This is a genomic window from Vibrio sp. JZG120, assembly GCF_053890955.1.
The window spans coordinates 598,793-625,214 of record NZ_JBSRRK010000004.1; the positions used below are offsets into that span (position 1 = coordinate 598,793).

The following is a 26,422-nucleotide window of genomic DNA, read 5'->3' on the forward strand; positions in this document are numbered from 1 at the left end:
ATTAAAGGCATTGCCAGCGATGTAAATAAGAGCGAAAGAGGCGCGACGAAACAGCAAGCTATTTCGACTTTATTTGACGATAAGCCAGCCCTACTGTGCATGCCTGGTTAGGCTACCTTAGGTTAAAATAACGTAGGATTAATAAGCGATATCAACCCTGACTCCATCATCAAAATATAAGATACGAACTTCATCCCCTCGACTAAATAGCATATTTTTATCAACATCTTGGATAACATTAATCAGCTTGTCGCCCTTCACTTTGATGAGTAGCTCAACTAACTTATATTCAACCGTGTATTGGTAATTACTTTGATTTTGTGCAACCGCTGCACCTGCAAGTGCACCCACTGCCGTCGCAACTTCTCGTCCAGTACCGCCACCAAATTGATTGCCGACTAAACCGCCTATTGTGGCACCAAGTAGCGTTTTCCAACCATTATTTTTCGATTGAACGACCTCTTGCTGAGTAATATAACGGACAGAGTCAACCTTCCCATACACCACTTCATTTACCGGCTTGGCAACATTTCTTTCATAGGCTGCGTTGGCGACAAGTGGTAAAAACAGTATGATCCCAAGCCATACTTTTACGATATTTCTTAACCAGGTCATCATAAACTCCTCTGACTCCAATGTTGGTAACGACTTCTTATGGCTATTTATTTAACTGAACTCGATGAAACGTTCAACTTTCCCTCACCCTATAAAGCACTCAGCGATCCCAATGGTTTGCTTGCTTTTGGCGGTGACTTAGATCCCATGAGAATCCTCAATGGTTACTATCAAGGCATTTTCCCTTGGTATGGTCCTGGAGAACCTATTCTATGGTGGAGCCCTTCCCCACGCGCTGTTTTTGATCCCTTAGCGTTTAAACCGTCTAAAAGTCTCAAAAAATTTCAGCGTAAACATAACTATAAAGTAACGCTCAATTTCGCGACAGAAGAAGTGATTAGACTATGTTCATCAACACGTCCTGCAGAGGAAACTTGGCTCAACGAGGAAATGCAAGCGTCTTATATTGAGTTAGCTAAACTTGGTCACTGTCACTCTGTAGAAGTATGGCATGACAACGAGCTCATTGGGGGACTATATGGCATCTGCGTTGGTCAACTTTTTTGCGGAGAGTCGATGTTTAGCCTAAAAGATAACGCATCTAAAATTGCATTGTGGTACTTATGCAACCATTTGGCGTCAAAGCAAGGTCAATTAATCGATTGTCAGGTTATGAACTCGCACTTGGCATCACTTGGCGCATTTGAACTAGAGCGTAACGAGTTTATGCAAAAACTACTATCTTTAAGAGAAAAACAAACACTATTTGATACCTATAAGCCCCAAGTTTTGCAGGATTCAGTATGAGTACGGATATACAACATATTCGAATTGGATTAACGAATAATCACCCTTGCAGTTACTTGCCTGAACGGCAAGAGCGTGTGGCGGTGGCACTTGATGTAGGGCTGCATACTGAAGAAAACTATCAACTGCTGATGGCCAACGGTTTTCGTCGTAGCGGAGATACTATATATAAACCGCATTGCGAGCATTGCTCCGCTTGCCAGCCAATTCGAGTCTCGATTCCGGATGTGACGCTATCAAAAAGCCAGAAGAGGCTGCTCAGTAAAGCACAGCCTTTACGTTGGGAAATGAAACCCGAAATGGATGAGGAATGGTTTGCGCTTTACAGTCGTTACATTGCCAAACGACACAAAAACGGCACTATGTATCCACCAAAGCGTGATGAATTTTATCGGTTTGCCCAAACCAGCTGGTTGACCACTTCATTTTTGCATATTTACGATGAGTCAAATCAATTACTCGCCATTGCGGTAACGGATGTAATGACTCAATGTTCGAGTGCATTTTATACTTTTTTTGACCCTGACTACCCGTTATCTCTTGGCACTTTGGCAGTGCTCTATCAAATAAAATACTGCCAAGAAAACAAACAACAGTGGCTTTATTTGGGTTATCAGATTGATGAGTGTCCAGCAATGAACTATAAAACACGCTTTCAACGCCACCAAAGGCTAGTAAATCAGCGTTGGCGAGGGTAGAATACGCCTCAACTTTACATAATTACTATTTAGCGGCAGAATATAGCCCGCTAATATTGCCTAATTTCTAAAGAGGATTAAATGGCTAAAGAAGACGTAATCGAGATGCAAGGCACGGTCCTTGACACTCTACCAAACACTATGTTCCGTGTTGAACTTGAAAACGGTCACGTTGTGACTGCTCACATCTCTGGCAAGATGCGTAAGAACTACATCCGTATCCTAACGGGTGACAAAGTAACTGTAGAGATGACTCCATACGACCTGTCAAAAGGCCGCATCGTCTTCCGCGCTCGTTAATCTCTGATTTTCGGATGCAATAAAAAACGGAGCAGTTTGCTCCGTTTTTTATTGCATGATTTTTATTTCCGAGTAGGTTCAGACAAACAAAAAGCGCACGATAAAATCGTGCGCTTTTACTTCCCTACGGAGCAATTAATGCATCGCTGCCTCTTTCTCACTCAAATATTCAAATTTAAGTGTGTCATTCACTAGTGTTACTTTCACAGTGCCGCCGTCGACTAGAGAGCCAAACAACAATTCGTTAGCCAAAGGTTTCTTAAGTTGCTCTTGGATAACGCGTCCCATTGGGCGAGCACCCATCGCCTTATCATAACCTTTATTCGCTAACCAATGGCGTGCATCTTGCGATACCTCCATTGATACGCCACGAGCATCAAGTTGCACCTGCAGTTCAACAATAAACTTATCAACAACTTGATGGATAACGCTTTCATCAAGGCTGTTAAACCAGATGATGTTATCAAGACGGTTACGGAACTCAGGAGTGAATACCTTCTTAATTTCCGCCATCGCATCGTGACTGTTGTCTTGCTGAATCAAACCAATTGATTTCTTCTCAGTTTCAGCCACACCCGCGTTGGTTGTCATAACGAGGATGACATTACGGAAGTCTGCTTTACGACCGTTGTTGTCCGTTAGCGTACCATTATCCATCACTTGCAATAGCAAATTAAAGATATCTGGATGCGCTTTCTCAATCTCATCGAGTAATACGACTGAATGTGGGTGCTTGATAACAGCGTCTGTCAGCAAGCCACCTTGGTCGTAACCGACATAACCAGGAGGTGCACCAATTAAGCGACTCACGGAGTGACGCTCACCATATTCCGACATATCAAAACGAAGTAGCTCGATCCCTAGAAGCTTAGATAGCTGCACCGTCACCTCTGTTTTACCCACCCCAGTAGGGCCAGCAAACAAGAATGAACCAACTGGTTTGTTATCCACGCCCAAACCTGCACGTGTCAGCTTGATCGCTTCGGATAATGCATCAATCGCATTATCTTGACCAAATACCAACATCTTCATCTTGCTATCTAGGTTCTTCAAGATGTCTTTATCTGAAGAAGAAACCGACTTCTCTGGGATTCGTGCCATCTTGGCAACCATCGCTTCGATATCGGCAACACCAACCGTTTTCTTACGGCGGCTTGCAGGAGCAAGACGACTGCGAGCACCAGCTTCATCAATGACATCAATGGCTTTATCTGGTAAATGACGTTCATTGATGTATTTCGCCGAAAGTTCTACCGCGGCACGCAGTGCTTTATTGGTGTAACGTACTTCATGGTGTGCTTCGTACTTCGGCTTCAAGCCCATCAAGATTTTAGTTGTGTCATCCAGAGAAGGCTCTACAACGTCTATCTTTTGGAAACGACGGGACAACGCACGCTCTTTCTCGAAAATGTTGCTGTATTCTTGGTATGTAGTCGAGCCGATACAACGCAACTTACCGCTACTTAGTAGAGGTTTGATAAGGTTTGCGGCATCAACTTGACCACCAGAAGCCGCACCCGCACCGATGATTGTGTGTATCTCATCGATGAACAAAATTGCATCTTCTTCTTTTTCAAGCTGTTTCAAAATCGCCTTGAAGCGTTTTTCAAAATCACCACGGTACTTAGTACCAGCCAATAGAGAACCAATATCCAATGAGTAAATCACGCTGTTTTGAATAACTTCCGGGACCTGCCCTTCTACAATTCGCCAAGCAAGACCTTCTGCGATGGCTGTTTTACCTACCCCGGCTTCACCCACTAGTAATGGGTTATTCTTGCGGCGGCGGCAAAGTACTTGAATAGTGCGCTCTAGCTCTTTATCGCGACCAATCAGTGGATCGATATTGCCATCTTTAGCGACCTGATTAAGGTTAGTCGCAAAGCTTTCCAAACGTTCTTCAGAATTCGGCTCTTCGACACTCTCTGAACTGAACGAATCTGATGATGGGTCTTCGCTTGCACCTGACGCTTTAGTAATACCATGGGAGATAAAGTTAACAATATCTAAGCGGGAGATGTCGTTTTTCTTCAGTAGGTAGGCGGCATGCGACTCTTGCTCACTGAAGATCGCCACAAGCACGTTTGCACCTGTTACTTCGTTGCGGCCAGACGACTGTACATGAAAGACGGCGCGTTGTAGCACACGTTGAAAACTCAAAGTCGGCTGGGTTTCACGCGTCTCATCACTGTCTGGGATAAGAGGCGTAGTTTGATCGATGAATATATCGAGTTCGTTACGTAAAGCGTCAAGATCCGCTTTACAAGCTAAAAGGGCTTCCTTAGCTGCATCATTTTCCAATAATGCAAGTAGGAGGTGTTCGACAGTCATAAACTCGTGGCGTTTATCTCGCGCCCGAGCAAATGCACCGTTAAGGCTTGACTCTAGTTCTTTATTTAGCATAAGTACCTCCCGAAAAAACAACTTGGGTTGTTCGAGCAAGTCTTCTTTGTTTACGCTTGCTCCATAGTGCAAAGTAGCGGATGTTCATTTTCCCTTGCGTACATCGTAACTTGCGCTACTTTTGTTTCGGCAATTTCTGCACTGTATGTGCCACAGATTGCCTTTCCTTCATAGTGAATCTTGAGCATGATCTGAGTCGCTTTATCAATGTCATGTGAAAAGAATCGCTCAAGTACCTCTATGACGAAATCCATAGGTGTATAGTCATCATTATTTAGTACAACATTGTACAGCTTAGGTGGCTGAACTTTCGTACTTTCTCGCTCCAGAAGATCAGAGTCCGGAGTGACCCATTCAAAATTTTTACTCATGGCAATTCAAAGATATCGTATCAAAGGGTTGATGTTTTCGACCTATAAAAACAATCTACCACAAGCGTGCAGCGCGGTGTAGTGAGATATGGCACCGAATTCGATCTTTGATCGATAAAAGTTGCTACCTAATATAGAGACTAATGCAGGTCTTGAGGGGGCGCAAATAAAAGATGCTTGTCGATAAGTTACACATTTTTACTTATAAAATAACTTTCTTTTTACCCCCTCCGAGCTATTGCGAAACATCTCTCAGTCTTCTACCGAGATCACACTTCCTAACTGAGAATGGGGTAATTATCACGAAAACTTCATTTTTTATTCAGTTAGAGGATTCATCTATCATAAGCAACACGAACAGTATGGTTTTTCCAATGAATACTACTTTGCAGGCTAATTGACCAAACTTCCGCGTATATACGAAAAACTGTTTGCAAATTTGTTAATCTCAAAAGTGATTTGTTTTCAATTATGTTTCTGTTTGTTGCTTAATGCTATTGACTGTCGGGATTCATTGACTACAGTGGAAAGTGTTGATGCATAAATCGTCATTTTGAATCCATTTGTTTTTAAGCAGCTTGGTGAATGTGATGTCTCATTGACTAGATGTTTGTTAGCGTTCGCTGACAATAGTAGTACCAGGTTAAAGGTATAACTTGGTTGTTGTAACAACTCAGTAAAAAATGCATGAGGGATGTAAAAGCATGGCTACAGGTACAGTAAAGTGGTTTAACAATGCCAAAGGATTTGGGTTTATTTGTTCAGATGAAGAAGAGGGAGATATCTTTGCCCACTACTCAACTATCCAGATGGACGGTTATCGTACACTGAAAGCAGGCCAACAAGTCTCATACGAGATTGAAAAAGGTCCCAAAGGCTGTCACGCGAGTAGCGTCGTGCCTCTTGAAGGTCAAGCCAAATAATTAGAGCGCTGTCGAAAAATAAAAATATTGCTCTCGAAACGTCATTTTGATGTTCTGAAGAGAAAAATAAACCCGCCAAGATAGCGGGTTTCTTACTATTTGTAGCTTATGAAATACAGATAGACCACATACAAAGTATTGATAAGAGAAGAAACACGCCGAAAGCGACGTGCTCTTTTCATCTATTTTACTTGTTAATGATCGCGTTAAAGGTTTCGCTTGGGCGCATCAACTTAGAAACCAATGCGTCATCTAGCAGATAGTAACCGCCCAGTTCTCCTTTCACACCCTGTGCGTTGTTTAGCTCAGCGACGATTTTTTCTTCATGCTCTGACAACGCTTTCGCAATCGGTGCAAACTCAGCAGCGAGATCAGCATCGTCTGTTTGCTCGGCAAGTGCTTTCGCCCAGTAAAGTGCGAGGTAGAAATGACTACCGCGGTTATCTAATTCGCCCACTTTACGTGATGGAGACTTGTTGGTATCTAAAAACTCACCAGTCGCTTTGTCTAGCGTATCCGCCAAAACCTGTGCTTTCGGGTTGTTTGCCACCACACTTAGATGTTCTAGGGATGCAGCTAGTGCTAAGAACTCACCTAAAGAATCCCAACGAAGGTGATTCTCTTTTTCTACTTGTTGAACATGCTTAGGAGCAGAACCACCAGCACCAGTTTCAAATAGACCACCGCCATTCATCAATGGAACGATAGATAGCATCTTAGCTGACGTGCCTAACTCTAGAATTGGGAACAAGTCTGTTAGGTAGTCACGAAGAACGTTACCCGTTACAGAGATAGTATCCAGACCCGCTTTCATACGCTCTAGCGAGTACTTACAAGCATCAACAGGAGATAGGATCTTAATCTCTAGACCGTCAGTATCGTGCTCTGGTAAGTAGGTATTTACTTTCTTAATGAGTTCAGCATCGTGCGCACGGTTTTCGTCTAGCCAGAATACGGCTGGAACACCTGTTGCACGTGCGCGAGTCACTGCTAGTTTAACCCAATCTTGGATTGGTGCGTCCTTCACCTGACACATACGGAAGATATCGCCTTCTTCAACCGCTTGCTCTAACAATACGTTACCCGCAGTATCAACAACGCGAACGGTACCCGCTGCATCTAGAATGAACGTCTTGTCGTGAGAACCATATTCTTCTGCCTTTTGAGCCATTAAGCCAACGTTAGGCACGCTACCCATAGTGGTCGGGTCAAATGCGCCGTGCTCTTTACAGAAATCAATCACCGCTTGGTAAATACCTGCGTAGCTACGATCTGGTATCATCGCTTTGGTGTCTTTTTGTTTACCATCTGGTCCCCACATTTGACCCGAAGAGCGAAGCATTGCTGGCATAGAAGCATCTACAATAATGTCGCTTGGTACATGTAAGTTTGTGATACCACGATCCGAATCAACCATCGCAAGTTCTGGTTGAGTTTGGTAAACCGCTTGAATTGCCGCTTCAATTTCTGCTTTTTGTGCTTCAGGTAGAGACTCAATTTTCGAGTAAACATCGCCAATGCCATTGTTTACATCAACGCCCAGTTCTTCAAACAGCTTACCGTATTTATCGAAAACGTCTTTGTAGTAAACTTTCACTGCATGGCCGAAAATGACTGGGTCAGAAACCTTCATCATCGTCGCTTTCATATGAAGAGACAACAGCACGTCTTGTGCTTTCGCTTCAGCAATCTCTTTCTCGAAAAATTCAACCAGCGCCTTCTTCTTCATCACTGAAGTGTCAATGACTTCTTTATCTAGTAATGGGAACGCAGACTTAAGCTCTTTAACTGTACCGTCATTACCGACGAACTCGATTTTGACCTCTGTTGCGCCAGAGATGGTTGTCGACTTTTCGCTCCCAAAGAAGTCGTTATCTGACATGCTCGCGACATGAGACTTAGACTCTGATGACCACGCACCCATTGAATGTGGATTTTTCTTCGCGTAGTTCTTAACCGAAGTTGGAGCACGACGGTCTGAGTTACCTTCACGAAGTACTGGGTTAACCGCACTACCTTTGATTTTGTCGTAAGCCGCTTTAATCGCTTTCTCTTCGTACGTGCTCGGTTCTTCTGGGTAGTTTGGTAAATCGTAACCTTTCGCCTGAAGCTCTTTAATCGCCGCTTTAAGCTGAGGAACTGAAGCTGAAATGTTAGGCAGCTTGATGATATTTGCTTCTGGAGTTTGAGCTAGTTCACCAAGCTCTGTCAACGCATCGCCAATGCGCTGTTCTTCTTTTAGATGCTCTGGGAAGTTAGCGATAATTCGACCTGCTAGTGAAATATCACGAGTATCTACATTGATGCCAGACGATGCTGTGAATGATTGAATGATTGGTAGTAATGAATAAGTTGCTAGCGCCGGCGCTTCATCAGTGATGGTGTAGATAATTGTAGGTTTTTCTGTAGGCATGAAATTTCCCTATTTTTTAATCAACTTGTTGGCTGATCAACTCAGCGTCTGAGTTGGTTTAATTGACGCATTGCTGCACGTTAGCAGTACATGTCTCCTCACTAACGCCACATGCGGTTCGCACTCTTTGTTGTAGTTTGAAGCTCTGGGCTCTGAATCCATGAGTGCACTGATATAATTAAACAAATAACACGAATTAGTCTATCATTCTGTGCGCGTTTGTTAGTTTTAGGCGCGCAAATCATATCCGATCATGAGAAAACTTAAAACTTTCAAACACAGTTCATTTACATTTTTGCAGGGTAGTTAACATGTCATCTCGTACAGGTCATGAAAAAGGTCGCGGTCGCAATCAATCCCAAACGGGCCGATTTAAACACTCAGGAGCTCGCAATAGCTCAAAGACTCGTACTCAAACAAACCGTCGCCCTGTTCGCTCAGCAAGAAACCAAAAGCCAAAAGTGGATCCAAAAGACCGTAAAGTCATTATATTCAACAAGCCTTACGACACGCTCAGTCAATTTACCGATGGTGATGGTCGCAAAACGTTAGCGGACTATATCCCAATCAAAGATGTCTATGCGGCTGGCCGATTGGACCGAGACAGCGAAGGTTTGATGGTGCTCACTAACGATGGCATCTTGCAGGCGAAGCTCACGCAGCCAAAGTCAAAATCCCCGAAGACTTATTGGGTTCAAGTCGATGGCGCTCCTCTAGAGCAAGATCTTGAAAAATTGAGAAAGGGAGTAGAGCTAAAAGATGGTATGACCCTACCAGCCGAAGTTGAAGTGATTCCAGAACCACAAGTCTGGGACAGAACTCCTCCTGTTCGTTTTCGCGCAAATATCCCTACCACTTGGTTAGCCATTACCATTATTGAAGGAAGAAATCGTCAGGTGCGTCGCATGACTGCGCACATTGGCTTCCCTACTTTGCGCCTCATTCGTCATTCGATGGGTGATATCGTCCTTAAAGACCTAATGCCTGGTGAATGGAGAGAAATCTCTCTCTCTAATAGGCAGAAAAGATAAAAGCAGGCTTAAAGCCTGCTTTTTAGATTCGTACTTTTTCAGTTAAGCCCTATCTAATGAACTAAGGGATTACTGCTCAGCAAGCCAGTTTTTAAATGCCTCTTTTTCCGCCGGAGACGCTTTCTGGTACATCGTCTTTAATACATCAACCATTGGGCTGTCGTTCGATGCGACTGTTGAACGGGTATCACTACTCTCAACTCGAGGCTCGATATCACTTACTGATTGTTGATGCTGATTCACAGTTACATAACTAACGGCAACACTCGCGATACCGCCAGCAATATTGTAGTTACGAGATTCTTGAGGGTAATTACGACCAATTTGAACACCATCTGACTCTAATACATCTTCGACCAAAGCAATAGGTTGACCTTTGGTGTCCAGCAGTTGCCAATCTAAAGGTGAGATGTTGTTTTGCGCTTGACGAAGAGTTTTAAACTCTGGTAGTTCAAACTTTAGTTTTTCATTTTCAACATCAAACTTAGCGATGATCACGTCACTGTAAACTGTCTTAAGGTTTTCGTTTGTTTCAAAAGCAGGTTGATATTTGAAGACAATTTGGTTAGTTCCGTCGGGGATCTCAATTGTCTTCTCACTAGAGAAAAGTCCCCCCTCAAGTTTTGGCTTCTCCATATTGACGGCCAGTAACTTCACGTCTTCTGGAACCACTAAAGTCGTTGCAGCATAAAGGTTTGTACTGGCAAGAATAGACAACGCCATTGCCACTTTTAATGATAACTGCATAGAGTTTTTCATCCTTATCTTCATAGTAAAAGACCCAGCATATAGCTGGGTCTTACAATATCAAACTGGGTATTGATTACCAGTAGAAACGTGCACCAACACCGAAGTCAGTTTTAGAATCAGTTTCTGCAGTTGTTTTACCAGCTTCTAGCTTATCACCATCAAAATTGTAACCCGCTTCTGCGAATACGCGAGCCCATTTAGAGAACTTGTATTCAACGCCAGCGTAAAACTTAGATTGGTCGCCATCTTTCTTGCCAGATTTGTCAGAAGATGACATTACTAGCTCGTAGCCAGAGTAAAGTGTTGTTTTAGGAGCTACAGCGAACATGCCTGCTAGAGAGATACCGTGAGAATCGATAGTCTCGTTAGCTGCTTTGTCTTCATTTTCGTTGTAGTAGTACGTAGCACCTAGAGTGTGCTCATCTAGAGCGTATTCAGCAGTTACTTCGAAAGATAGGTTCTCAGTGTTGTTACCTTTAGAAGCAATCTTGTTCTCAGAAGAAAGAACGCCAGCGTGTACAGATAGGTCATTGAAAGACTTACCTACGAATACTTCGCGGATTTCTTCGTTTTGATCTTTCTCACCTAGCGCGTAACCAGCTTTTAGCCAGAATGCGTCATTTTCGTAAGCGTATTTAATTTGAGAAGAGTTGTTCCACGCGTGTCCGTAAAGAAGTGCAGAACCACCGAAGAAGTATGAGTAATCAGCTCCGTAGATGTCATCAGCCCAAGTACCTTCTTTACCAAAACGAAGTGTACCCATATCGCCCATGTCGAAGCCAAAGATGTGACGGCGTACGTATACTGAGTCATCAGTACGCTCGCTTGAATCAGCACCTGCACCGTAGTTGTCACCTAGAGCAACACCGATTTCAACTTCACCTAGAACTTTTAGGTTGTCGTTTACAACGTAAACACCATTTACACCCATACGAGAAGAGCTAGTGTTTAGCTCTGCAGTGTGGTCTGTGCTGTCTAGGAATAGAAGAGTTGGACGTAGCTGACCGTAGAAATCTACAGAACCTTCTTCAGATTTGAATACTTCAGCTGCGTTCACTGAAGTTGCAGACGCAACTACAGCTAGTGCTAATAGAGTTTTTTTCATAATTAATCCACTGCCTTTTCTTAGTTCGGGATATCCTTGTCCGGTTCCCTTTTTTTATATGTTTGAGATAGAGCGTTAACAAAACGTTATACAGCGCCTTCTCAAAATCTGGAGCTAAGAGTGCAAAAGATTATTCTGGCTGTCAAATTTTCTAAATACCAATGTAAAAAAACAAAAATAACATTTAAAAACAATAGCTTGAAAAGTTTATCTTTATTTATTCGACGAACATCTAATCAATCCTCTTGATTTTTCATAATTTATAAAACCATTAACAATGAGATTTTAAACCCAAAACAAATACTAAAAAACACAATATATAGAATAAAAAACCATACAAATATCATATTTGGAGTTTTATATTTTTCATATAATGAAATTAATTTCATTTAGATAAGGTTCAATATTTTTTTGTGAAGAAGATCTACATTCCTCATAAAAGCATTCCGTTTTGTGAACTACTGTACAACTAGTGATGTGTGCTACTATTCGCCTCCAACGCATTTGAGGCCCGTATGCTGACCAGTAACATTCAAAAATCGATTCGTAATAGCTATCAAAACCTGCAAGATCAACTTGATAACTTTGTACCTAGAAGAGCACAAAACTACCTTGTTGCAGAGATTGCAAAAACGCTGTGCGGTCAGTACCACAAATCTAACCGAATACTGGTTGCAGAAGCAGGGACTGGAATTGGTAAGTCGCTCTCCTATCTAATGGCTGCCATCCCCGTGGCTGTACATAACAATAGAAAAGTGGTTATCTCAACGGCGACCGTAGCTCTGCAAGAGCAGCTCATAAATAAAGACCTCCCTCTTTTTCGTCGGATTACCGACCGAGAGTTTTCTTTTATTTTGGCAAAAGGCCGTCAACGCTATTGTTGTGCAGAAAAACTTGCTTCAGCTTGTGGTGCTGATGGTGGTCAGTTAGCCATGTTCGAAACCAAGCCTAAGCAAAAAGATATAGAGCTGTTGGAAACAATGCATCGCTCTCTTGCGCAAGGTAAATGGGATGGTGACCGTGATTCTTGGCCTAAAACCATCGATGATAAGCTATGGCAACTGATTGTCAGTGATAAACACAGTTGCAATAACAGTTTACCGGGCCATCGCGGCTGTCCATTTCAAAAAGCGCGCTCGGAGCTGGATAAGAATGATGTCATCATTGCGAACCACTCTCTCGTCATGGCAGACGCAGACTTGGGGGGCGGAGTAATCTTACCTGAGCCAGAAAACACGATATACGTCTTTGACGAGGCACATCACTTGCCTCATGTCGCCCGCGATCATGCTTCAGCATCTGCGAGCTTAAAAGGTGCGGCAGCATGGCTTGAGAAGTTAAATCAGTCGATTAGCAAGTTTTCATCGCTCGCAGACGAGAAGCGCGTAGCTCGATTTCGCAACGACCTTCAAGACGCGGTTCAGAACTTGATACCAGCACTGACTCAACTGCCTAAACAGTTCGATCCAGCTCAATTTGAAGAGAGTATCTACCGCTTTGAGCACGGTGAACTACCAGAATGGCTAGAGAACCAATCCAAAGAGTTAAAGCAGTTCAGTAAAAAAGCAAATCAAAGTGTGGCAAAAATTGCCGACCTTATTGCGGAAAGAGTAAAAGATGGGGAGCTTGCGACAAGATTGGCTGAACCAGCGCTTGCAGAGCTCGGCTTCTACATTCAAAGGTTAGAAAACCTAGCGCAAGTATGGCACTTGATGGCTGAGCCAACTCGTGAAAAAGGTGCGCCTTTAGCTCGCTGGTTAGAAACCCACCCCGATCGCGAGGGTGATTTCATTGTGAGTGTTTCTCCGCTTGAAATTGGATGGCAACTCGACCAACAAATTTGGAGCAGGTGCATTGGCGCCATTTTAGTTTCCGCAACGATGCGTGCATTAAACTCCTTCCATTACTTTTGCCATCAGGTTGGTATTGATGGAAAACCAGAATCAGGCACACAGTTTTTAGCGCTTGCGTCACCATTCGATTACCAAAACCAGGCAGAATTGCTCATCCCTGCGATGAAATATGAACCACCAGCGCCTCAATTTACTGAATATCTTATTGAGATATTGCCTAAGTACTTGGAAGACAAGAAAGCCAACTTAGTATTATTCTCATCCTATTGGCAGATGAACCAAGTTGCGAAGGCGCTGTCTTCGGAGTTCATAAAAAAAGGCTGGGCATTGCAAGTTCAAGGTGAAAGCTCACGTCAAGAAATTCTAAAAAAACATAAAAAGCTAATAGAATCAAATAAAACCAGCATCTTATTTGGTACTGGCAGTTTCTCTGAGGGGCTAGATTTACCTGGCGAATTACTTGAAAACTTGGTGATAACAAAAATTCCATTTGGTGTTCCAACCTCCCCTGTCGAACAGGCTCACTCCGAATATATCGAGAAAAAAGGTGGGAACCCGTTTATGCAAATAACTGTACCTGACGCAAGCAAAAAGCTGATCCAGAGCGTAGGTCGCTTACTGCGTAAAGAGAGAGATTCTGGTAGAGTAACGATTCTTGATCGACGCCTAGTCACTAAGCGATACGGACAAGCCTTAATCGACTCACTACCTCCATTTAAACGTAAAATAGAATATTAGAAGAATCACCATTTATGGAAATGATTGAGCCAACTATGCTGTTGGTGTTGGCGCTTGTCGCTTTTGTCGCTGGATTTATTGATGCAGTTGCCGGTGGTGGTGGCATGCTAACCGTACCTGCTCTACTATCGTTGGGCTTGCCGCCCCATATTGCACTAGGCACCAATAAACTTGCGGCTACCTTTGCCTCTTCTACTGCAGCATTTACGTACTACAAGAAACGTTTATTCAAGCCTCAATGCTGGGGAAGAGCATTTGTAGCGACGCTTGTCGGAGCAACATTAGGTACCCTACTTGTGGACGCGATTAGCACGGATTGGCTAGAAAAAGGGTTACCTCTTGTTATTTTAGCGGCGGCGTTATACACCGTCTTCCATAAAACACCGCACTCTCCTCATCAAAGTCCAATTCCCGAGCCTTGCCCAAAACTTCATAGAAAACAGTACATGCAAGGATTATCCATAGGGTTCTATGACGGGCTCGCAGGGCCGGGAACTGGGGCTTTTTGGACGGTAAGTTCAATGGCTCTGTATCGGCTGAATATCTTGCTCGCCTCTGGCTTAGCAAAAGCAATGAACTTTACCAGCAACTTTACCTCTTTGATCACGTTTGCAGTCCTCGGTCATATCAACTGGGTGCTAGGCTTAACAATGGGGGTATGTTTAATGGCTGGCGCTTTTGTTGGCGCGCATTCCGCCATTCGGTTTGGTTCTAAATTCATTCGCCCTGTATTTGTTACTGTCGTCAGTATACTGGCCATAAAATTGGCTTATGACGCATGGTTTGTAGGTTTGTCATGAACATTTCTCAACTCCAGGAAAACCTAGAAAAAATGGCGAAGCAAGCCGCTGTTCTTGACCGTCAAAGAGGCGAACACCATGTTCCGCTTTTTGATGAGCGCTTATTTGGTTGTCGCTCTCGCTTACTTACTCCTTGCGTAAAAGAAGCAAAAGCCACGCTGGATGCGATTGTGCGCGAGCAAAATGAAGGTAAGCTCACCGCTTTGCGTGCTGAGTACCTCACTGAACGGTTAGTAGCGCAAATAGGTGCGATTCAACGCGAGATTTCTACCACCAAAATTCGCAAGAATGAGATCAAACATAGCAGCCATTTCCGCAAGCCTATTAACGTGCTTTATCAGGAACTCGCTCAACACCAAGAGTGGGCAAGACGCTTGCGCGAAATGGTGTTAGAAAAAGAACGTGCTGTCGAAACCGCTCCTAGTTTTATGCGTGCCGAGGCTCAGAAAGTGTTACTAGCGACCGAGCAACGTTTGGCACGTTGTGAGGCAGCGCTTCTGAAACTAGAGAACCAAATTACGCATAGGGAAAAACACCAATAATGGCCGAACAACCAACCTCGCCTTTAGATGACGCACCTGAAGAGATCAAATTGGCTGTCGATTTGATCTATTTACTTGAGAGCAATGAGATAGATCCAGAAGTTGCGCTTAACGCTTTGAAGATCGTGCAAAATGACTTAGAAAACAAATTAAAAGCAAAGTAGCCCAACGTTTCGCTCCTTTCACCGAGACTCGTTTTCAGTGCTCTTGCACAATGATACTATTCATAAAAAAGTACGCCCTCAAAAAGGATAAACAATGAAAGTAATCAGCTTTAACATCAATGGATTACGTGCGCGACTGCACCAACTCCAAGCGCTAATCGACAAACACCAACCTGATGTGATTGGTCTTCAGGAAATTAAAGTTCACGATGAAGCATTCCCGATTGAAGCTGTCGAAGCCATGGGCTACAAAGTGTATTTCCATGGTCAAAAAGCACATTACGGCGTAGCAATGCTTTGTAAGCAAGAGCCTCTACACGTACAAAAAGGGTTCCCGACGGATAACGAGGAACATCAAAAGCGAATGATCATGGCAACGTTTTTAAATGAAAACGGCGAGAAGGTCACTGTGCTAAACGGCTACTTCCCTCAAGGGGATAACATCAGCCACGAAACAAAATTCCCATACAAACGTCAGTTTTATAAAGATCTGATGACCTACCTAAACGATCATCACAATAGTGACGAGCAATTGATTGTTATGGGTGACATCAACATCAGCCCTATTGATGCAGATATCGGTATCGGCGAACCAAACCGTAAGCGTTGGCTAAAAACAGGTAAATGTTCATTCCAACCGGAAGAGCGCGAATGGCTGAAAACCTTGCTAGATTGGGGCTTTGAGGACACCTTCCGCAAGCTATATCCAGAAGTGAACGATCAATTCTCGTGGTTTGATTATCGCTCTCGCGGATTTGATGATAACCGAGGTCTACGAATTGATGTCATTTTGGCGACCCCTTCTCTCGCGCAAAAATGTATTGAGTCGGGTATCGATTATGAATTGCGCGGTATTGAAAAACCTTCAGACCACGCTCCAATTTGGTCGACGTTCAAGTAATACATAACTGAGCAATAAGCGGGACTCAACGCTAAGCTTAACCCATGAAAAAGGGAGACTCTGTCTCCCTTTTTCATGCAAGTTACTTTCTACTCAGCTAGTTCAGCGGCCAAACCGTTTGACCATCAACACTGACTGGCGTTTGAGCAAATTCGTTCAGACAGTAGCCGGTATTGCTGCTTGCAAAGTAAGTGAGAGGCATCGGCGGTAGATTCAGCGCCATAGCCTGCTGTTTCGCTTTTTCTGTGAACGAGAAGCCCCACATATCTAAATAGCTCGTCATGTCTCGCTGAGAGATGTAGCTCAGAGCAATAAGCAACCAGTCGTTGTTTGAGATGCTATTTGCCTCTTCACGAGAGTAGTTGGCGAAACCAATACTCAATCGTCTCTCATTCCAAAGCGCATCATCCGATTTTAAGCGGTTAAACTCACGTTCAATCAGGTGCAATCGCGCCAATAAATGCCAACCATTTTGCAGTACACCTTCTTGCTGCGTCGCCATCATCATTTGAATGTAAACGCGAGCTCCCCAACTCCAACCAGTTTGATTTTGCGCTGCCATGTAAGCGTTTGGATCCGCTTGAGTTCGGCTTGCTTGCAATAATTCAAACTGGCCTTTGAAATCCAAACTTTGGCAAGTTGAAACTTTCCCCGTATTCTGGAAGAAACGAGACTTACTGTAATACGAGTAGTAATTGGTCGTTGAATGCCCTTCCCAACCAGCAAATCGGAATCGACCTTTTTCCAAGCCATGACCAAGCTCATGTAAATCACCGTGACCGAGTGGGCTGAATGACCAGTAAGCATCGTATGGGTTACCAGAACAGCCGTAACCACACGTCGCTTGGTCAGCGTTCATATGCTTCACCATATCAATATTGGCGATTTCCCAACCTTGATTTTTGGCATACTGGATAATTTCCGGAACCTCATCGATACCCGGCCCTTGGAAACCAGCCAAGACATGTGGGTAGTTATGAACATACTCTTCTGTCGCTAGCGCCATTTCAGCTGGTGTCGACCACATCTCATCGTTGACAGATTCAAGCATTTTGTCGCGTTTAGAGTGTACCTCAAATCCAGGCGTGATCAGTTCAGCCCAATCGAACAAATTCGCTTCAAGCTGCTGAATAAACGCATCGTTATCCTTTTCACTTCTCCATACAGGGTGTTGCGCTACATGACTAAATGTTAGTTCTACTGGCACATCGTTGTTGTTAAAGTGAACCTGGATAGGCCCGCCATAAGGTGAAGTCAGCGTGATGCTTTCACCCGGCTTCACCTCATAGGCGAAAGAAGTCAGCATTTTTGGTCGCGTGTATCCATCTTTGCTGAATTCATGAGTTGCGCCACTCCTTAAACTGTTGATGACAATTTTAGTCGTCACTTCATTACTGTCATTGCGCGTGACCGTAAAGGTCTCCCCAGGAAGCGCATACAAACCAGCAGAGCGGAAGTTACGCTTTGATTCCATATTAATCGTTGCGCTGATTCTCTTTACTTTAGGGCTAAATTCACTACGGCTGAAGTTCCCCATATTTGGTTGTTTTGGGTTCACGCTTCGGCTGTTGTATTGTACGTAATCGGCAAAGTACGACTTTAGGAATTCGGTCGTTTGAGTTGATTGTTTGTCCATTGGGAACACAACCGTTTGACGATAGTGATCAGCCAGCAATACCATGAGTTTTTCGTATTGGTAGCCATCTTGATTAAACAAATCTACTTTTTGTTCATCAAGCTTTTTCAACCGATGGCGAATGCTGTTTGCCCCTGCATAAAATTGACTTTCCATATTCGCAGTGTCAGGACAAGATTTGTCATCACACTGTGACAAGTCAACATTGAAGTTTTGAGATTCAAAACGAGACAACAGCGCTTGTTGCATGGCAACAGAGTCTGGCACGAAGTTCATGAGTGATGAAGGCGCCCAATCAACCAAGCCTAACTTACGCCAATAGTTATCTCCCACATAATCAACATGGAATTTTTCCAAAATGTCTCGGCCAAGTTCAGTTAGTCCTCCATCCCAATGCAGGTATAGAACAGGAATTTGGGCATGCTCAGCGTATGCCAGAGCATCGAGTACTTGTTGGTTGGTGTCGCCAGATTGCAGATGCTGTGACAAAACTAATAAGTTTGGAGTATTGGTTTGCAAGCAGCTAAGTAGCTTTGAACCATCGCATAGGTTGGCCTCGTTAAACGCCAACTCTTGTGAAACATTGTCTTTCAGCCAATTCCGAGTCGCTTGCTCATCAGGGAAGTAATAAGACTGATCCATTTGCGCGATGACAACGTTTGAAGTAGTTCCGCCTGACAACCAAGTGACCAGGTTGCTTAGCCATTGAGTCATCGCTGCATTCGAAGACTCGGGAAAGCGTTGTGCCGTTCTAAATGGGTTACTACCTAATAGCGCATAACGTTGACCATTAGCTTTTTCTCCAGCAACGCCAATTGACAGCGCCTGATCTTTATAACCGCTAGCCATGGCCTTGTTGGTCATCAAGATGGTGTCGTTGAACCCATACTGAGGTGCCAAGATCGCTGCATCATGGGTTGGATCCCAATAAAGGCCAGAAAGGTTTTTCGCAATTGCAGATTTGATCGTATTCGACTGTTTCTTGTGCCCTTCCACAACTTGCCGACTTTCTCGGATGAAATCGTTCGGGTCAGAAACGAGCAGTGCATTACCAGTTTCCAGAGCTTGTTGAACTGGAGCTGGAGCTGGCGTTGGTTTTACTTGAGCATTAGATTGTGACTCTCCCTCTCCCCCACCACATCCAGTGGCAACGGCGGCAAGGCCCAACGATAGAATTGTTTTTTTCATTTTTACTTACTAAACAATGGGTTTATCAAATATTAATGTAAGTACATGAATAAAAAGAAATAGTCTTTTGTATCGGTAGGAAAAATAGGAATGAAGATAACAAAATCATCAAAAAGCAATGGTACCCATTTCGATACCATTGCTGACACTAATTATTAACTTAAAGGACGTAGGTATGCCAAGAAGCGCTTCTCTGCCACTTTAAAGCACCACAAGATCATAAACGTCAGTGCCATGTAGAACAGCCCCGCCGTAAGGAAAGATTCAAATGGCGCATAGTAACGTGAGTTAACTAAACGCGCAGCACCAGTTAGATCCATAATGGTAACGATACCCGCGACCGCACTACCGTGCAGCATGAAAATCACTTCGTTTGAATAAGCTGGTAACGCTCGACGCAGTGCACTAGGCAAGATGATACGTCTGTATGTCATAAACTTACTCATCCCATACGCTTTGGCAGCTTCTACTTCACCTTTGGGCAAGCCATTAATCGCACCACGAATAATTTCTGCTGTATAAGCCGACGTATTAAGAATAAAAGCGACTAAAGCACAAAACCAGGCGTTTTCCCACAAGGTATCTTTCACAGGAAAGAACTGATCCATACCGTAATAAATCAAATACAACTGGACCAACAACGGTGTTCCACGGAAAAAGTAAATGAATCCCCAAGAAGGTAAGCTAAAGGCATAATTCGTACTATTACGTGCCACGGCTAATGGAATCGAGACACACAAACCGATAACCAACGCTAATCCTACCAGCCAAACTGTCGTCCAAAGTCCCTGAAGATAAGTTGGGAAACTTTCAATAATCAAAGAAAAATCCATAACTTACCTCGCATGAATACTGAACTTACGCTCAACAAGCTTGAGTAGCCCGGTCGAAACGCTGGTAAAAAACAGAAAGATGAGCGCGACAGCCATGTAAAAGGTAAATGGCATTTTCGTCGTACCTGCCGCCAACGAGCTCATTCTCACCATGTCATCTAGGCCGATGATGGACACTAACGCTGTGGTCTTGAGTAACACTAACCAGTTATTACCAAATCCAGGTAATGCATGACGAATCATCTGAGGCAGTAAGATTCTTCTAAACGATAAGGCTGAGCTCATACCATAAGCTTTCGCCGCTTCTAGTTCACCTTTGTCCACCGCCATGATCGCTCCGCGAAAAGTCTCCGCCATGTAGGCACCAAAGATAAAACCAATCGTGAGTACACCTGCAATAAATGGGCTGACATCAATATAGTCGGGTAAGTAAGACGTCCATTCATGGTTTGGATCACTCGAAGCAAACCACTCATTGAGCGTCTCGTTAATGGAGTACAGGCTATTGTTTAAAAGTATTTGTCCACCAAAGAAAATCAGCATCATCAGAACCAAATCTGGAATGCCGCGAATGACGGTGGTGTAAAGAGTGGCAATCGCCCTTGCCCATTTGTAAGGTGCTAACTTAGCTAATGCGCCAAGCATACCTAAGATCACCGCAAGAAGGAGTGAAAGCACTGCAACTTCTATCGTTACTAAAGCCCCTTTTAAAATCGAAGCTTCGTATCCTTGTAAATCTAGCATAGGTGAGTTCCTAATCCCTAAACTCAAAAAATCGACCGTTGACTACTTCTAGGAACAAGCCAACGGTCGCTTAATTACGGTTTATTCACCGTACACATCGTAGTTAAAGTATTTACCAGCAATTTCTTGATAAACACCTTTCTCACGTAGTGAAATTATCGCCGCGTCCAATTTCTTCGTTAGATCTTTATCTTGTTTACGCACGGCAATACCAAAACCTTCACCGAACCACTTAGGATCGGTCAATGACGGACCAACAAACTCGTACGCGTCGCCGCCCGCTTTATTAAGCACACCTTCTTCTAGCGCAGAGGCGTCGCCCAATACAGCGGCAACACGACCATTGGCTAAATCTAGGTAAGCCTCATCAAAAGAACCGTAACGAACAATTTCTACTTTATCGCCATAGTTATCTGTCAGATATTTGTCGTGTGTTGTTGCACGTTGAACGGCGATTTTCTTGCCATCTAGGTTGTCAAAATCCAGATTCGCACCCTTCTTGGCAATAAATTTGTTTGGAATCAGTGCGTATTTGCCAGTGAAATCGACTTTCTTCTTACGCTCTTCAGTAATAGACATCGCAGCGATGATTGCGTCGTACTTACGCGCTAATAGAGAAGGAATGATGCCATCCCAATCTTGCGCGACAATCTTACATTTCACTTGCATTTCTTCACAAAGCGCGTTGGCCATGTCTACGTCGAAGCCTTTAAGAGAACCATCAGTTTCTGTCCAGCTAAACGGAGGGTAAGCACCCTCAATGCCGAAGCGAACTGTTTTCCATTCTTTCGCTTGAGCGACACCAGATACTGCCGTTGCAGCGATCGTTGCTGCTAATAACCACTTTTTCATTTCCATACTCCTGTGATTGCTATTTTATTTCGTTTTGTTTGTTGTGCTGGCTTAGGAGGCAATAGTCTGCCGCCTAAAAATATTAGTAAATGGATGAGATAAACTGCTGTAATCGTTCTGAATCCGGGTTTGTAAATAGCTTAGCTGGATTTCCCTGTTCTTCCACTAAGCCTTGATGCAAGAACATCACATGGTTTGATACGTCTCGCGCAAACGCCATTTCGTGCGTGACCACCAGCATGGTTCGTCCTTCATCTGCCAAATCTCTCATTACCCCTAATACTTCCCCAACAAGTTCTGGGTCAAGCGCCGAGGTTGGCTCGTCAAACAACATCACTTCAGGGTCAACTGCTAGCGCACGGGCAATAGCGGCACGTTGCTGCTGACCGCCAGATAAGTGCCCAGGATAATAGTCTTTACGCTCATACAGGCCTACTTTCTTAAGCAAGACTTCTGCGTTTTCAATCGCTTGGGCTTTTGGTACGCCTAGAACATGAACAGGGGCTTCAATCACGTTTTCTAGTACTGTCAGGTGTGACCATAAGTTGAAACCTTGGAACACCATCGCTAGACGTGAGCGAATACGTTGCACTTGCTTTTCATTAGCAGGAACGGATTCCCCTGCTCGGTTGTTCTTCATTTGGATTAATTCACCATTCACCCAAATTTCGCCTGCGGTAGGCGTTTCTAGCAAGTTGATACATCTAAGAAAGGTACTCTTACCAGAACCGGAAGAGCCAATGATGGAGATGACATCTCCTTTGTGCGCGGCAAGAGAAATTCCCTTGAGAACTTCATTTTGTCCAAATGTTTTGTGCAGGTCTTTTATATCTAGCGCTGGTACATCATTCATGCGCTCTACTCCCTGTGTTTTTGTCACTGCAATTAAGGGACTCCGCCCTCTCTAATTCGGAACAAATTAGCACCACACCCTGAAACTTGCAACAAATTATTAACCTAAATAATTCGAATAGAAAGATACGATAGCCAAATTAATATGCAATATATAGCAACTTATTCTTCAAAAGCTGAATATTAAATATAAAAAAGCCCCTTTAGAAGGGGCTTAATAAATTTACAAAAGTGTTAATTGAAACTTATTTAGGGTCGTAATGAATTAATTAAAACGACTGACTACCAATGAGTTTGAAGTACGTAATGTCACTTCATTTTCTAGGCCTTCTTTTTCAGAAGTAATGATGCCATCCAAGTCTTCATCTAGCTCAGGCTCTGACGCTTCACCATTAGAAAAGAAGCTCATGAAAACTTTAGAGTCGATATTGCTATCGTCACTCAATACCAAAGCAGTGCGATTAAAATCGTCCGAAGCTGAAACTTTCAAACCGTTAACGGCTGATGTTGGGAAATTGTAGTAATGGAGCTCAGGAACAACAACAGAGTCACTGTCGCTCTTTGTGAAAATACGATGTGTGACTTTATAGTCGCCTGAAGCCGCAAAGTAAGCGACACGAGTAAAGCCTTCTGTAGACGATGTTAAACCCATGTCCAGATCAATCACCGAGTCTGCACTTCCTTGTGTTGATACACTTGGTTTTGTGTTTGGCAGGTTATCAATATTTAAGTAAGAGCTTGGATCAACGTCAATATCCCATCCATCAGAGACCGTTTCGTTAAGTAGAGAGTCCCAACCATTAACTTGATTCTCTGAGAACGCCATGTAGACCCAAGTTTCTTTATTCGTTGCACTAGGGCGATTATATTCAACGGCCGTTTTATCTAGCTTCAGCGCATCATACGCAAAGCCGTTAGTAATAAAACCAATGTGGAGAGTGTCGTAAGTATAATCAGAAGACGAATAAATGTTTGACGTATTATCCGCTCTGACTAAGGCGATCTCACCAGTCCCCCACGAACCAATACCATACTGGTAAAGCGCTTTGTCGCTTGAACCAGATTCATACTGGAACAACGCCGTAGGCTCACCTTTAAGCCCCATAAGCTCATCGGTAGGCAACATATCAGGGTTAGGTGACGTGAAAACATCGGTTTGCGAGACAAAGTTGTAGTCTCCACCACCTGATTCAGCATTTCGGTAATCTAGGTTAGTAAACTTATTGCTTGCTAAGTTTCCGCCAGTAAAGCACTTGTTCAAAGAGTCTCGGTTAAGGGCAAACGTGGCATTACGTAGTTTCTTATCTTGTAAGAATTCTTTTGAAAACGTATTTACGCGAGCTTCTCTACCGTTAAATTCTATTGCTTGAAACGTTACAAAGCCACCGTCAGGGATATCTTCAAGATAAAACTTAAAGTTATCAGTGGTTGGTTTGATGATGTCTCCGGCTCTTTTGCCATCTGCATCAGAGTAGTAACCGATAACATAGTTAGTCACTTGCTCTTTTGACGCTGCGCTATAGGTTAAGACCGTTTTATCACCGTTCAGCTCAGTTTTGTGGTCATACACCGTACAACCTTTCGCAGTAGCTTCACTTTCTGTCATTGTTGCTGGTATAGCAAAATCAAAAGTAAACGCTGTTTTCGGCGCAGCACCACCGCCGCCACCGCCACCGCCGCCACAACCGACCATTAACCCTGAGATGATTGCCACTAGTGGCAGTACTTTAAGCTGTTTCATGTCTTTTTCCTAAACTGAGCGGCAATGATTAGCCAAAAAATCGTCTTTGCTCTGTAGAAAGCAAGAATAAAGCCAGCTTTATATAATCATCATGAATATTGATATTTACCCCGAATCCCTCGAACGATAAGAGCAACAAATTCTAATTTTATGCAACTTGTGTAATGAAATTACACAAGATTTCACCATCTCATTCGCATGCCAGAAACTTTCTGTAGTTTTATTTCACAACCATTCTTAAAGTGATCTAAATCAATCACCCTAAATGGCTATCTTGCTAGACTCCTGCCAAAAGATGAGGATTTTTTTGTGCCTCAACACAATAAGTTATTAGCTATGCTTAGGCACAATGTCGACGTGTAACAAATCTAATAATAGCTAGCATAAGCGTGCCGCAGGATGCGGATTAACACAATTGAATGAAGAATTCATAACTTTTAAATATATGAGGAATCTATGTCAGACGCAGTTAACAAAACGCACTCTGATTCAGATATCGAGACCAAGAGCTACCGTGAGCTTCATCGTCCAGCATCTGAGTTCGCAAGCCGTTCAGACTACCTAGACCACGAACTACAAATTATGAAGCCGCGTCGTTTCGGCTTAAACTTGCCAGGTCGTGACTTCCGTTTTGAACTTGAAGATCTTGTTCCAGCACTTGCCGGTACGATTGGTATTATCGCGATGTACTCTGCGGTAATGATGTCTTGGGCTGAAGGCCTAACTGCCGCATGGGACCATGTTAACCTGGGCAAAGATTTCGCCATCGAAGTTGCCCGTGTAGAGATGCTCATCCCTGCACTTCTTTTCTGTGTACTTGCTTCTGGCTTTATTAACCCTAAAGCCAACCTAGCAGGTAACCACGGCCCAATGATCCCTCTTATTGGTACCATCGCGCTTGCTGGTGCTCACCCTCTTGCATTGGCAATTCTCATTGGTGTGTTTGGTTTAATTCTGAGCCTGTTAAAAGGTGGTTCAAAACTGGTTAACCTCACCTCTGAAGGTACGGCTGGTGGCCTTCTCATCTTCTTGGGTTTAACCGGAACGATGAGCCAAATTAATTCCATTCAAGCTTGGGCTGTTGGTTTGCAATCCGACACAGTTGCCGCTGGTAGCATGGGTTACATCGGTCTCATCGTTCTTGCGGTTACTATTGGCCTGTACGCGTTCCTTGCTAAAGTGAACAAACGCTGGCTAGCAATCCCTGTTTGTGCCTTCACTGGCCTTGCAATCGCACTTGTTCTTGGCGCAGGCTTCGATATTAAATTCGTAACCGAGACGGGTCTTCCAAACCTAAACCCAATCTACTGGTGGGGTTCAACAGAAGAAGGTTGGATGCTTGGTCTTCCTAATATGGAACACTTCATTGCTTCTCTACCATTCGCAATTCTTGCTGTAGCAATGTGGTCTCCTGACTTCTTGGGTCACCGCATCTTCCAAGAAATGAACTACCCACGTAAGAGTGAAAAAGTACTGATGGACGTTGATGACACAATGACAATGTGTTCTGTGCGCCAAATGGTCGGTACCGCTGTCGGTGGTGGTAACATCACATCATCTTGGGGGACTTACATGATCCCTGCAGCAATCGCGAAGCGCCCTATTCCTGGCGGTGCAATCTTACTAGGTTCTCTATGTATTATTGTTGCAATCCTTGGTTTCCCTATGGATGTTGCTGTATGGCCACCAGTTATGCGCGTTGCTCTTCTCGTTGGTGTCTCTCTACCACTACTTGAAGCAGGCATGCAGATGGTGAAAGACTCAAAAGATTCACAAGCAGCAGGCATCTGTATCTTTGGTTCAGCAGTCGTTAACCCTGTTCTAGCTTGGGCACTAACTATGCTTTTAGATAACAACGGCTTAATTGGTGATAAAGAGCGCGCGTCTCGCTTGTCGTTTGTAGACAAGATTGTGATCCCAGTAAGCGTACTTATTATCTGTTTAGTTGCTATGCTTGCAGTTGGTATGCTTGAAGGCCAATATGGCATCCAAGCTTGGCTGTAAAGCTGACAGTTCAGAAAATGTGTGGGTAGCGCTAGTCGCTACCCCATTTTTATCGAGATTTTTGAGGATTTATTGATTTAGTTTAAGGTTTGCAAAAAAATTTTAGTTTAACCTCTAACTGTTGCTTAAAAAGAGAAACGTTAAAACTAGTGACAATATTTATAGTTTTGTAACTCGAACATTTAAATTTAAGACTATAAATATTGTTATTCATAAGA

General features: G+C 43.5%; 23 protein-coding genes. 11 read left to right on the forward strand and 12 right to left on the reverse strand.

Annotation, left to right across the window (positions count from 1 at the left end; translation table 11 throughout):
- Positions 1–138 precede the first annotated feature (138 nt).
- Positions 139–615, reverse strand: coding sequence for an outer membrane lipoprotein (locus ACWPOD_RS11125; protein WP_182032776.1), 477 nt, complete (start codon positions 613–615; stop codon positions 139–141).
- A gap of 39 nt (positions 616–654) precedes the next feature.
- Between ACWPOD_RS11125 and aat the strand changes: the two genes are divergently transcribed.
- The 3 genes from aat to infA all read left to right on the forward strand — a co-directional run bounded on the left by aat (position 655) and on the right by infA (position 2,360).
- Positions 655–1,362 (forward strand): leucyl/phenylalanyl-tRNA--protein transferase, encoded by a 708-nt coding sequence (aat, locus tag ACWPOD_RS11130; RefSeq protein ID WP_104971465.1) that lies wholly within the window; start codon positions 655–657, stop codon positions 1,360–1,362.
- Positions 1,359–2,060: an arginyltransferase gene (locus ACWPOD_RS11135; protein WP_301659846.1), complete on the forward strand. Its 702-nt coding sequence runs from the start codon at positions 1,359–1,361 to the stop codon at positions 2,058–2,060. Before aat ends, ACWPOD_RS11135 begins: the two co-directional genes overlap by 4 nt.
- A gap of 81 nt (positions 2,061–2,141) precedes the next feature.
- Positions 2,142–2,360, forward strand: a complete 219-nt coding sequence (infA, locus tag ACWPOD_RS11140) for a translation initiation factor IF-1 (protein WP_001040192.1) — start codon at positions 2,142–2,144, stop codon at positions 2,358–2,360.
- Between the two features lie 135 nt (positions 2,361–2,495).
- Here the strand turns inward: infA and clpA are convergent, their stop codons facing one another.
- Positions 2,496–4,763 carry an ATP-dependent Clp protease ATP-binding subunit ClpA gene (gene clpA, locus ACWPOD_RS11145; RefSeq protein ID WP_005390700.1) on the reverse strand — a complete coding sequence of 756 codons (2,268 nt, stop codon included), beginning with the start codon at positions 4,761–4,763 and terminating at the stop codon, positions 2,496–2,498.
- Positions 4,764–4,813: 50 nt separating this feature from the next.
- The gene (clpS, locus tag ACWPOD_RS11150) at positions 4,814–5,134 is read right to left on the reverse strand and encodes an ATP-dependent Clp protease adapter ClpS (RefSeq protein WP_031780157.1); all 321 of its coding nucleotides are present in this window, start codon (positions 5,132–5,134) and stop codon (positions 4,814–4,816) included.
- Between the two features lie 704 nt (positions 5,135–5,838).
- Here clpS and cspD point away from each other — a divergent pair.
- Positions 5,839–6,057: a cold shock domain-containing protein CspD gene (cspD, locus tag ACWPOD_RS11155; RefSeq protein WP_005378407.1), complete on the forward strand. Its 219-nt coding sequence runs from the start codon at positions 5,839–5,841 to the stop codon at positions 6,055–6,057.
- A gap of 187 nt (positions 6,058–6,244) precedes the next feature.
- Here cspD and ACWPOD_RS11160 read toward each other — a convergent pair whose 3' ends face one another.
- Positions 6,245–8,470, reverse strand: coding sequence for an NADP-dependent isocitrate dehydrogenase (locus ACWPOD_RS11160; protein WP_005390697.1), 2,226 nt, complete (start codon positions 8,468–8,470; stop codon positions 6,245–6,247).
- Positions 8,471–8,781: 311 nt separating this feature from the next.
- Between ACWPOD_RS11160 and ACWPOD_RS11165 the strand changes: the two genes are divergently transcribed.
- The gene (locus tag ACWPOD_RS11165) at positions 8,782–9,501 is read left to right on the forward strand and encodes a pseudouridine synthase (RefSeq protein ID WP_456231892.1); all 720 of its coding nucleotides are present in this window, start codon (positions 8,782–8,784) and stop codon (positions 9,499–9,501) included.
- 69 nt (positions 9,502–9,570) lie between these two features.
- Here ACWPOD_RS11165 and ACWPOD_RS11170 read toward each other — a convergent pair whose 3' ends face one another.
- On the reverse strand, positions 9,571–10,248 hold the full coding sequence (locus ACWPOD_RS11170) for a DUF2057 family protein (RefSeq protein ID WP_012841993.1): 678 nt from the start codon (positions 10,246–10,248) through the stop codon (positions 9,571–9,573).
- 76 nt (positions 10,249–10,324) lie between these two features.
- A complete protein-coding gene (locus tag ACWPOD_RS11175; RefSeq protein ID WP_006742133.1) occupies positions 10,325–11,356 on the reverse strand; it encodes a porin in 1,032 nt (343 codons plus the stop codon).
- Positions 11,357–11,871: 515 nt separating this feature from the next.
- Here ACWPOD_RS11175 and dinG point away from each other — a divergent pair.
- From dinG to xthA, 5 genes are all read left to right on the forward strand, one after another.
- The gene (gene dinG / locus ACWPOD_RS11180; protein WP_124008674.1) at positions 11,872–13,947 is read left to right on the forward strand and encodes an ATP-dependent DNA helicase DinG; all 2,076 of its coding nucleotides are present in this window, start codon (positions 11,872–11,874) and stop codon (positions 13,945–13,947) included.
- Positions 13,948–13,961: 14 nt separating this feature from the next.
- On the forward strand, positions 13,962–14,747 hold the full coding sequence (locus ACWPOD_RS11185; RefSeq protein WP_005390688.1) for a sulfite exporter TauE/SafE family protein: 786 nt from the start codon (positions 13,962–13,964) through the stop codon (positions 14,745–14,747).
- Positions 14,744–15,289, forward strand: coding sequence for a primosomal replication protein (locus ACWPOD_RS11190; protein ID WP_167426752.1), 546 nt, complete (start codon positions 14,744–14,746; stop codon positions 15,287–15,289). Before ACWPOD_RS11185 ends, ACWPOD_RS11190 begins: the two co-directional genes overlap by 4 nt.
- On the forward strand, positions 15,289–15,453 hold the full coding sequence (gene rsmS, locus ACWPOD_RS11195) for a pleiotropic regulatory protein RsmS (RefSeq protein ID WP_139060330.1): 165 nt from the start codon (positions 15,289–15,291) through the stop codon (positions 15,451–15,453). Before ACWPOD_RS11190 ends, rsmS begins: the two co-directional genes overlap by 1 nt.
- Before the next feature lie 94 nt (positions 15,454–15,547).
- A complete protein-coding gene (gene xthA / locus ACWPOD_RS11200) occupies positions 15,548–16,354 on the forward strand; it encodes an exodeoxyribonuclease III (protein ID WP_048626179.1) in 807 nt (268 codons plus the stop codon).
- Positions 16,355–16,451: 97 nt separating this feature from the next.
- On the opposite strand, the gene ACWPOD_RS11205 is transcribed toward xthA, so the two are convergent.
- The 6 genes from ACWPOD_RS11205 to ACWPOD_RS11230 form a co-directional block, all read right to left on the reverse strand.
- Positions 16,452–19,178, reverse strand: coding sequence for an ImpA family metalloprotease (locus ACWPOD_RS11205; RefSeq protein ID WP_456231893.1), 2,727 nt, complete (start codon positions 19,176–19,178; stop codon positions 16,452–16,454).
- A 155-nt stretch (positions 19,179–19,333) separates the two neighbouring features.
- Positions 19,334–20,011 carry an ABC transporter permease gene (locus ACWPOD_RS11210; protein ID WP_005390676.1) on the reverse strand — a complete coding sequence of 226 codons (678 nt, stop codon included), beginning with the start codon at positions 20,009–20,011 and terminating at the stop codon, positions 19,334–19,336.
- Between the two features lie 3 nt (positions 20,012–20,014).
- Positions 20,015–20,755, reverse strand: coding sequence for an ABC transporter permease (locus tag ACWPOD_RS11215; RefSeq protein WP_006742137.1), 741 nt, complete (start codon positions 20,753–20,755; stop codon positions 20,015–20,017).
- An 81-nt stretch (positions 20,756–20,836) separates the two neighbouring features.
- Positions 20,837–21,607 (reverse strand): ABC transporter substrate-binding protein, encoded by a 771-nt coding sequence (locus ACWPOD_RS11220; protein ID WP_012841998.1) that lies wholly within the window; start codon positions 21,605–21,607, stop codon positions 20,837–20,839.
- Positions 21,608–21,689: 82 nt separating this feature from the next.
- On the reverse strand, positions 21,690–22,460 hold the full coding sequence (locus ACWPOD_RS11225; protein ID WP_005378438.1) for an ABC transporter ATP-binding protein: 771 nt from the start codon (positions 22,458–22,460) through the stop codon (positions 21,690–21,692).
- Positions 22,461–22,724: 264 nt separating this feature from the next.
- Entirely contained in the window at positions 22,725–24,200 is a 1,476-nt protein-coding gene (locus tag ACWPOD_RS11230; RefSeq protein ID WP_085343553.1) for a 54K polar flagellar sheath protein A, read from the reverse strand.
- A 456-nt stretch (positions 24,201–24,656) separates the two neighbouring features.
- Here ACWPOD_RS11230 and ACWPOD_RS11235 point away from each other — a divergent pair, with 456 nt between their 5' ends.
- Positions 24,657–26,204 (forward strand): DUF3360 family protein, encoded by a 1,548-nt coding sequence (locus ACWPOD_RS11235; protein ID WP_005390668.1) that lies wholly within the window; start codon positions 24,657–24,659, stop codon positions 26,202–26,204.
- Positions 26,205–26,422: the final 218 nt, after the last annotated feature.

Coding starts and splice junctions, on each gene's coding strand:
- ACWPOD_RS11160 (WP_005390697.1), bottom strand. CDS start 8,470: ATGCCTACAGAAAAACCTACAATTATCTACACCATCACTGATGAAGCG.
- ACWPOD_RS11230 (WP_085343553.1), bottom strand. CDS start 24,200: ATGAAACAGCTTAAAGTACTGCCACTAGTGGCAATCATCTCAGGGTTA.
- ACWPOD_RS11225 (WP_005378438.1), bottom strand. CDS start 22,460: ATGAATGATGTACCAGCGCTAGATATAAAAGACCTGCACAAAACATTT.
- ACWPOD_RS11220 (WP_012841998.1), bottom strand. CDS start 21,607: ATGAAAAAGTGGTTATTAGCAGCAACGATCGCTGCAACGGCAGTATCT.
- ACWPOD_RS11205 (WP_456231893.1), bottom strand. CDS start 19,178: ATGAAAAAAACAATTCTATCGTTGGGCCTTGCCGCCGTTGCCACTGGA.
- ACWPOD_RS11135 (WP_301659846.1), top strand. CDS start 1,359: ATGAGTACGGATATACAACATATTCGAATTGGATTAACGAATAATCAC.
- dinG (WP_124008674.1), top strand. CDS start 11,872: ATGCTGACCAGTAACATTCAAAAATCGATTCGTAATAGCTATCAAAAC.
- ACWPOD_RS11165 (WP_456231892.1), top strand. CDS start 8,782: ATGTCATCTCGTACAGGTCATGAAAAAGGTCGCGGTCGCAATCAATCC.
- ACWPOD_RS11170 (WP_012841993.1), bottom strand. CDS start 10,248: ATGCAGTTATCATTAAAAGTGGCAATGGCGTTGTCTATTCTTGCCAGT.
- infA (WP_001040192.1), top strand. CDS start 2,142: ATGGCTAAAGAAGACGTAATCGAGATGCAAGGCACGGTCCTTGACACT.
- rsmS (WP_139060330.1), top strand. CDS start 15,289: ATGGCCGAACAACCAACCTCGCCTTTAGATGACGCACCTGAAGAGATC.
- ACWPOD_RS11190 (WP_167426752.1), top strand. CDS start 14,744: ATGAACATTTCTCAACTCCAGGAAAACCTAGAAAAAATGGCGAAGCAA.
- ACWPOD_RS11125 (WP_182032776.1), bottom strand. CDS start 615: ATGACCTGGTTAAGAAATATCGTAAAAGTATGGCTTGGGATCATACTG.
- clpA (WP_005390700.1), bottom strand. CDS start 4,763: ATGCTAAATAAAGAACTAGAGTCAAGCCTTAACGGTGCATTTGCTCGG.
- ACWPOD_RS11235 (WP_005390668.1), top strand. CDS start 24,657: ATGTCAGACGCAGTTAACAAAACGCACTCTGATTCAGATATCGAGACC.
- ACWPOD_RS11210 (WP_005390676.1), bottom strand. CDS start 20,011: ATGGATTTTTCTTTGATTATTGAAAGTTTCCCAACTTATCTTCAGGGA.
- ACWPOD_RS11185 (WP_005390688.1), top strand. CDS start 13,962: ATGGAAATGATTGAGCCAACTATGCTGTTGGTGTTGGCGCTTGTCGCT.
- xthA (WP_048626179.1), top strand. CDS start 15,548: ATGAAAGTAATCAGCTTTAACATCAATGGATTACGTGCGCGACTGCAC.
- aat (WP_104971465.1), top strand. CDS start 655: ATGGCTATTTATTTAACTGAACTCGATGAAACGTTCAACTTTCCCTCA.
- clpS (WP_031780157.1), bottom strand. CDS start 5,134: ATGAGTAAAAATTTTGAATGGGTCACTCCGGACTCTGATCTTCTGGAG.
- ACWPOD_RS11215 (WP_006742137.1), bottom strand. CDS start 20,755: ATGCTAGATTTACAAGGATACGAAGCTTCGATTTTAAAAGGGGCTTTA.
- ACWPOD_RS11175 (WP_006742133.1), bottom strand. CDS start 11,356: ATGAAAAAAACTCTATTAGCACTAGCTGTAGTTGCGTCTGCAACTTCA.
- cspD (WP_005378407.1), top strand. CDS start 5,839: ATGGCTACAGGTACAGTAAAGTGGTTTAACAATGCCAAAGGATTTGGG.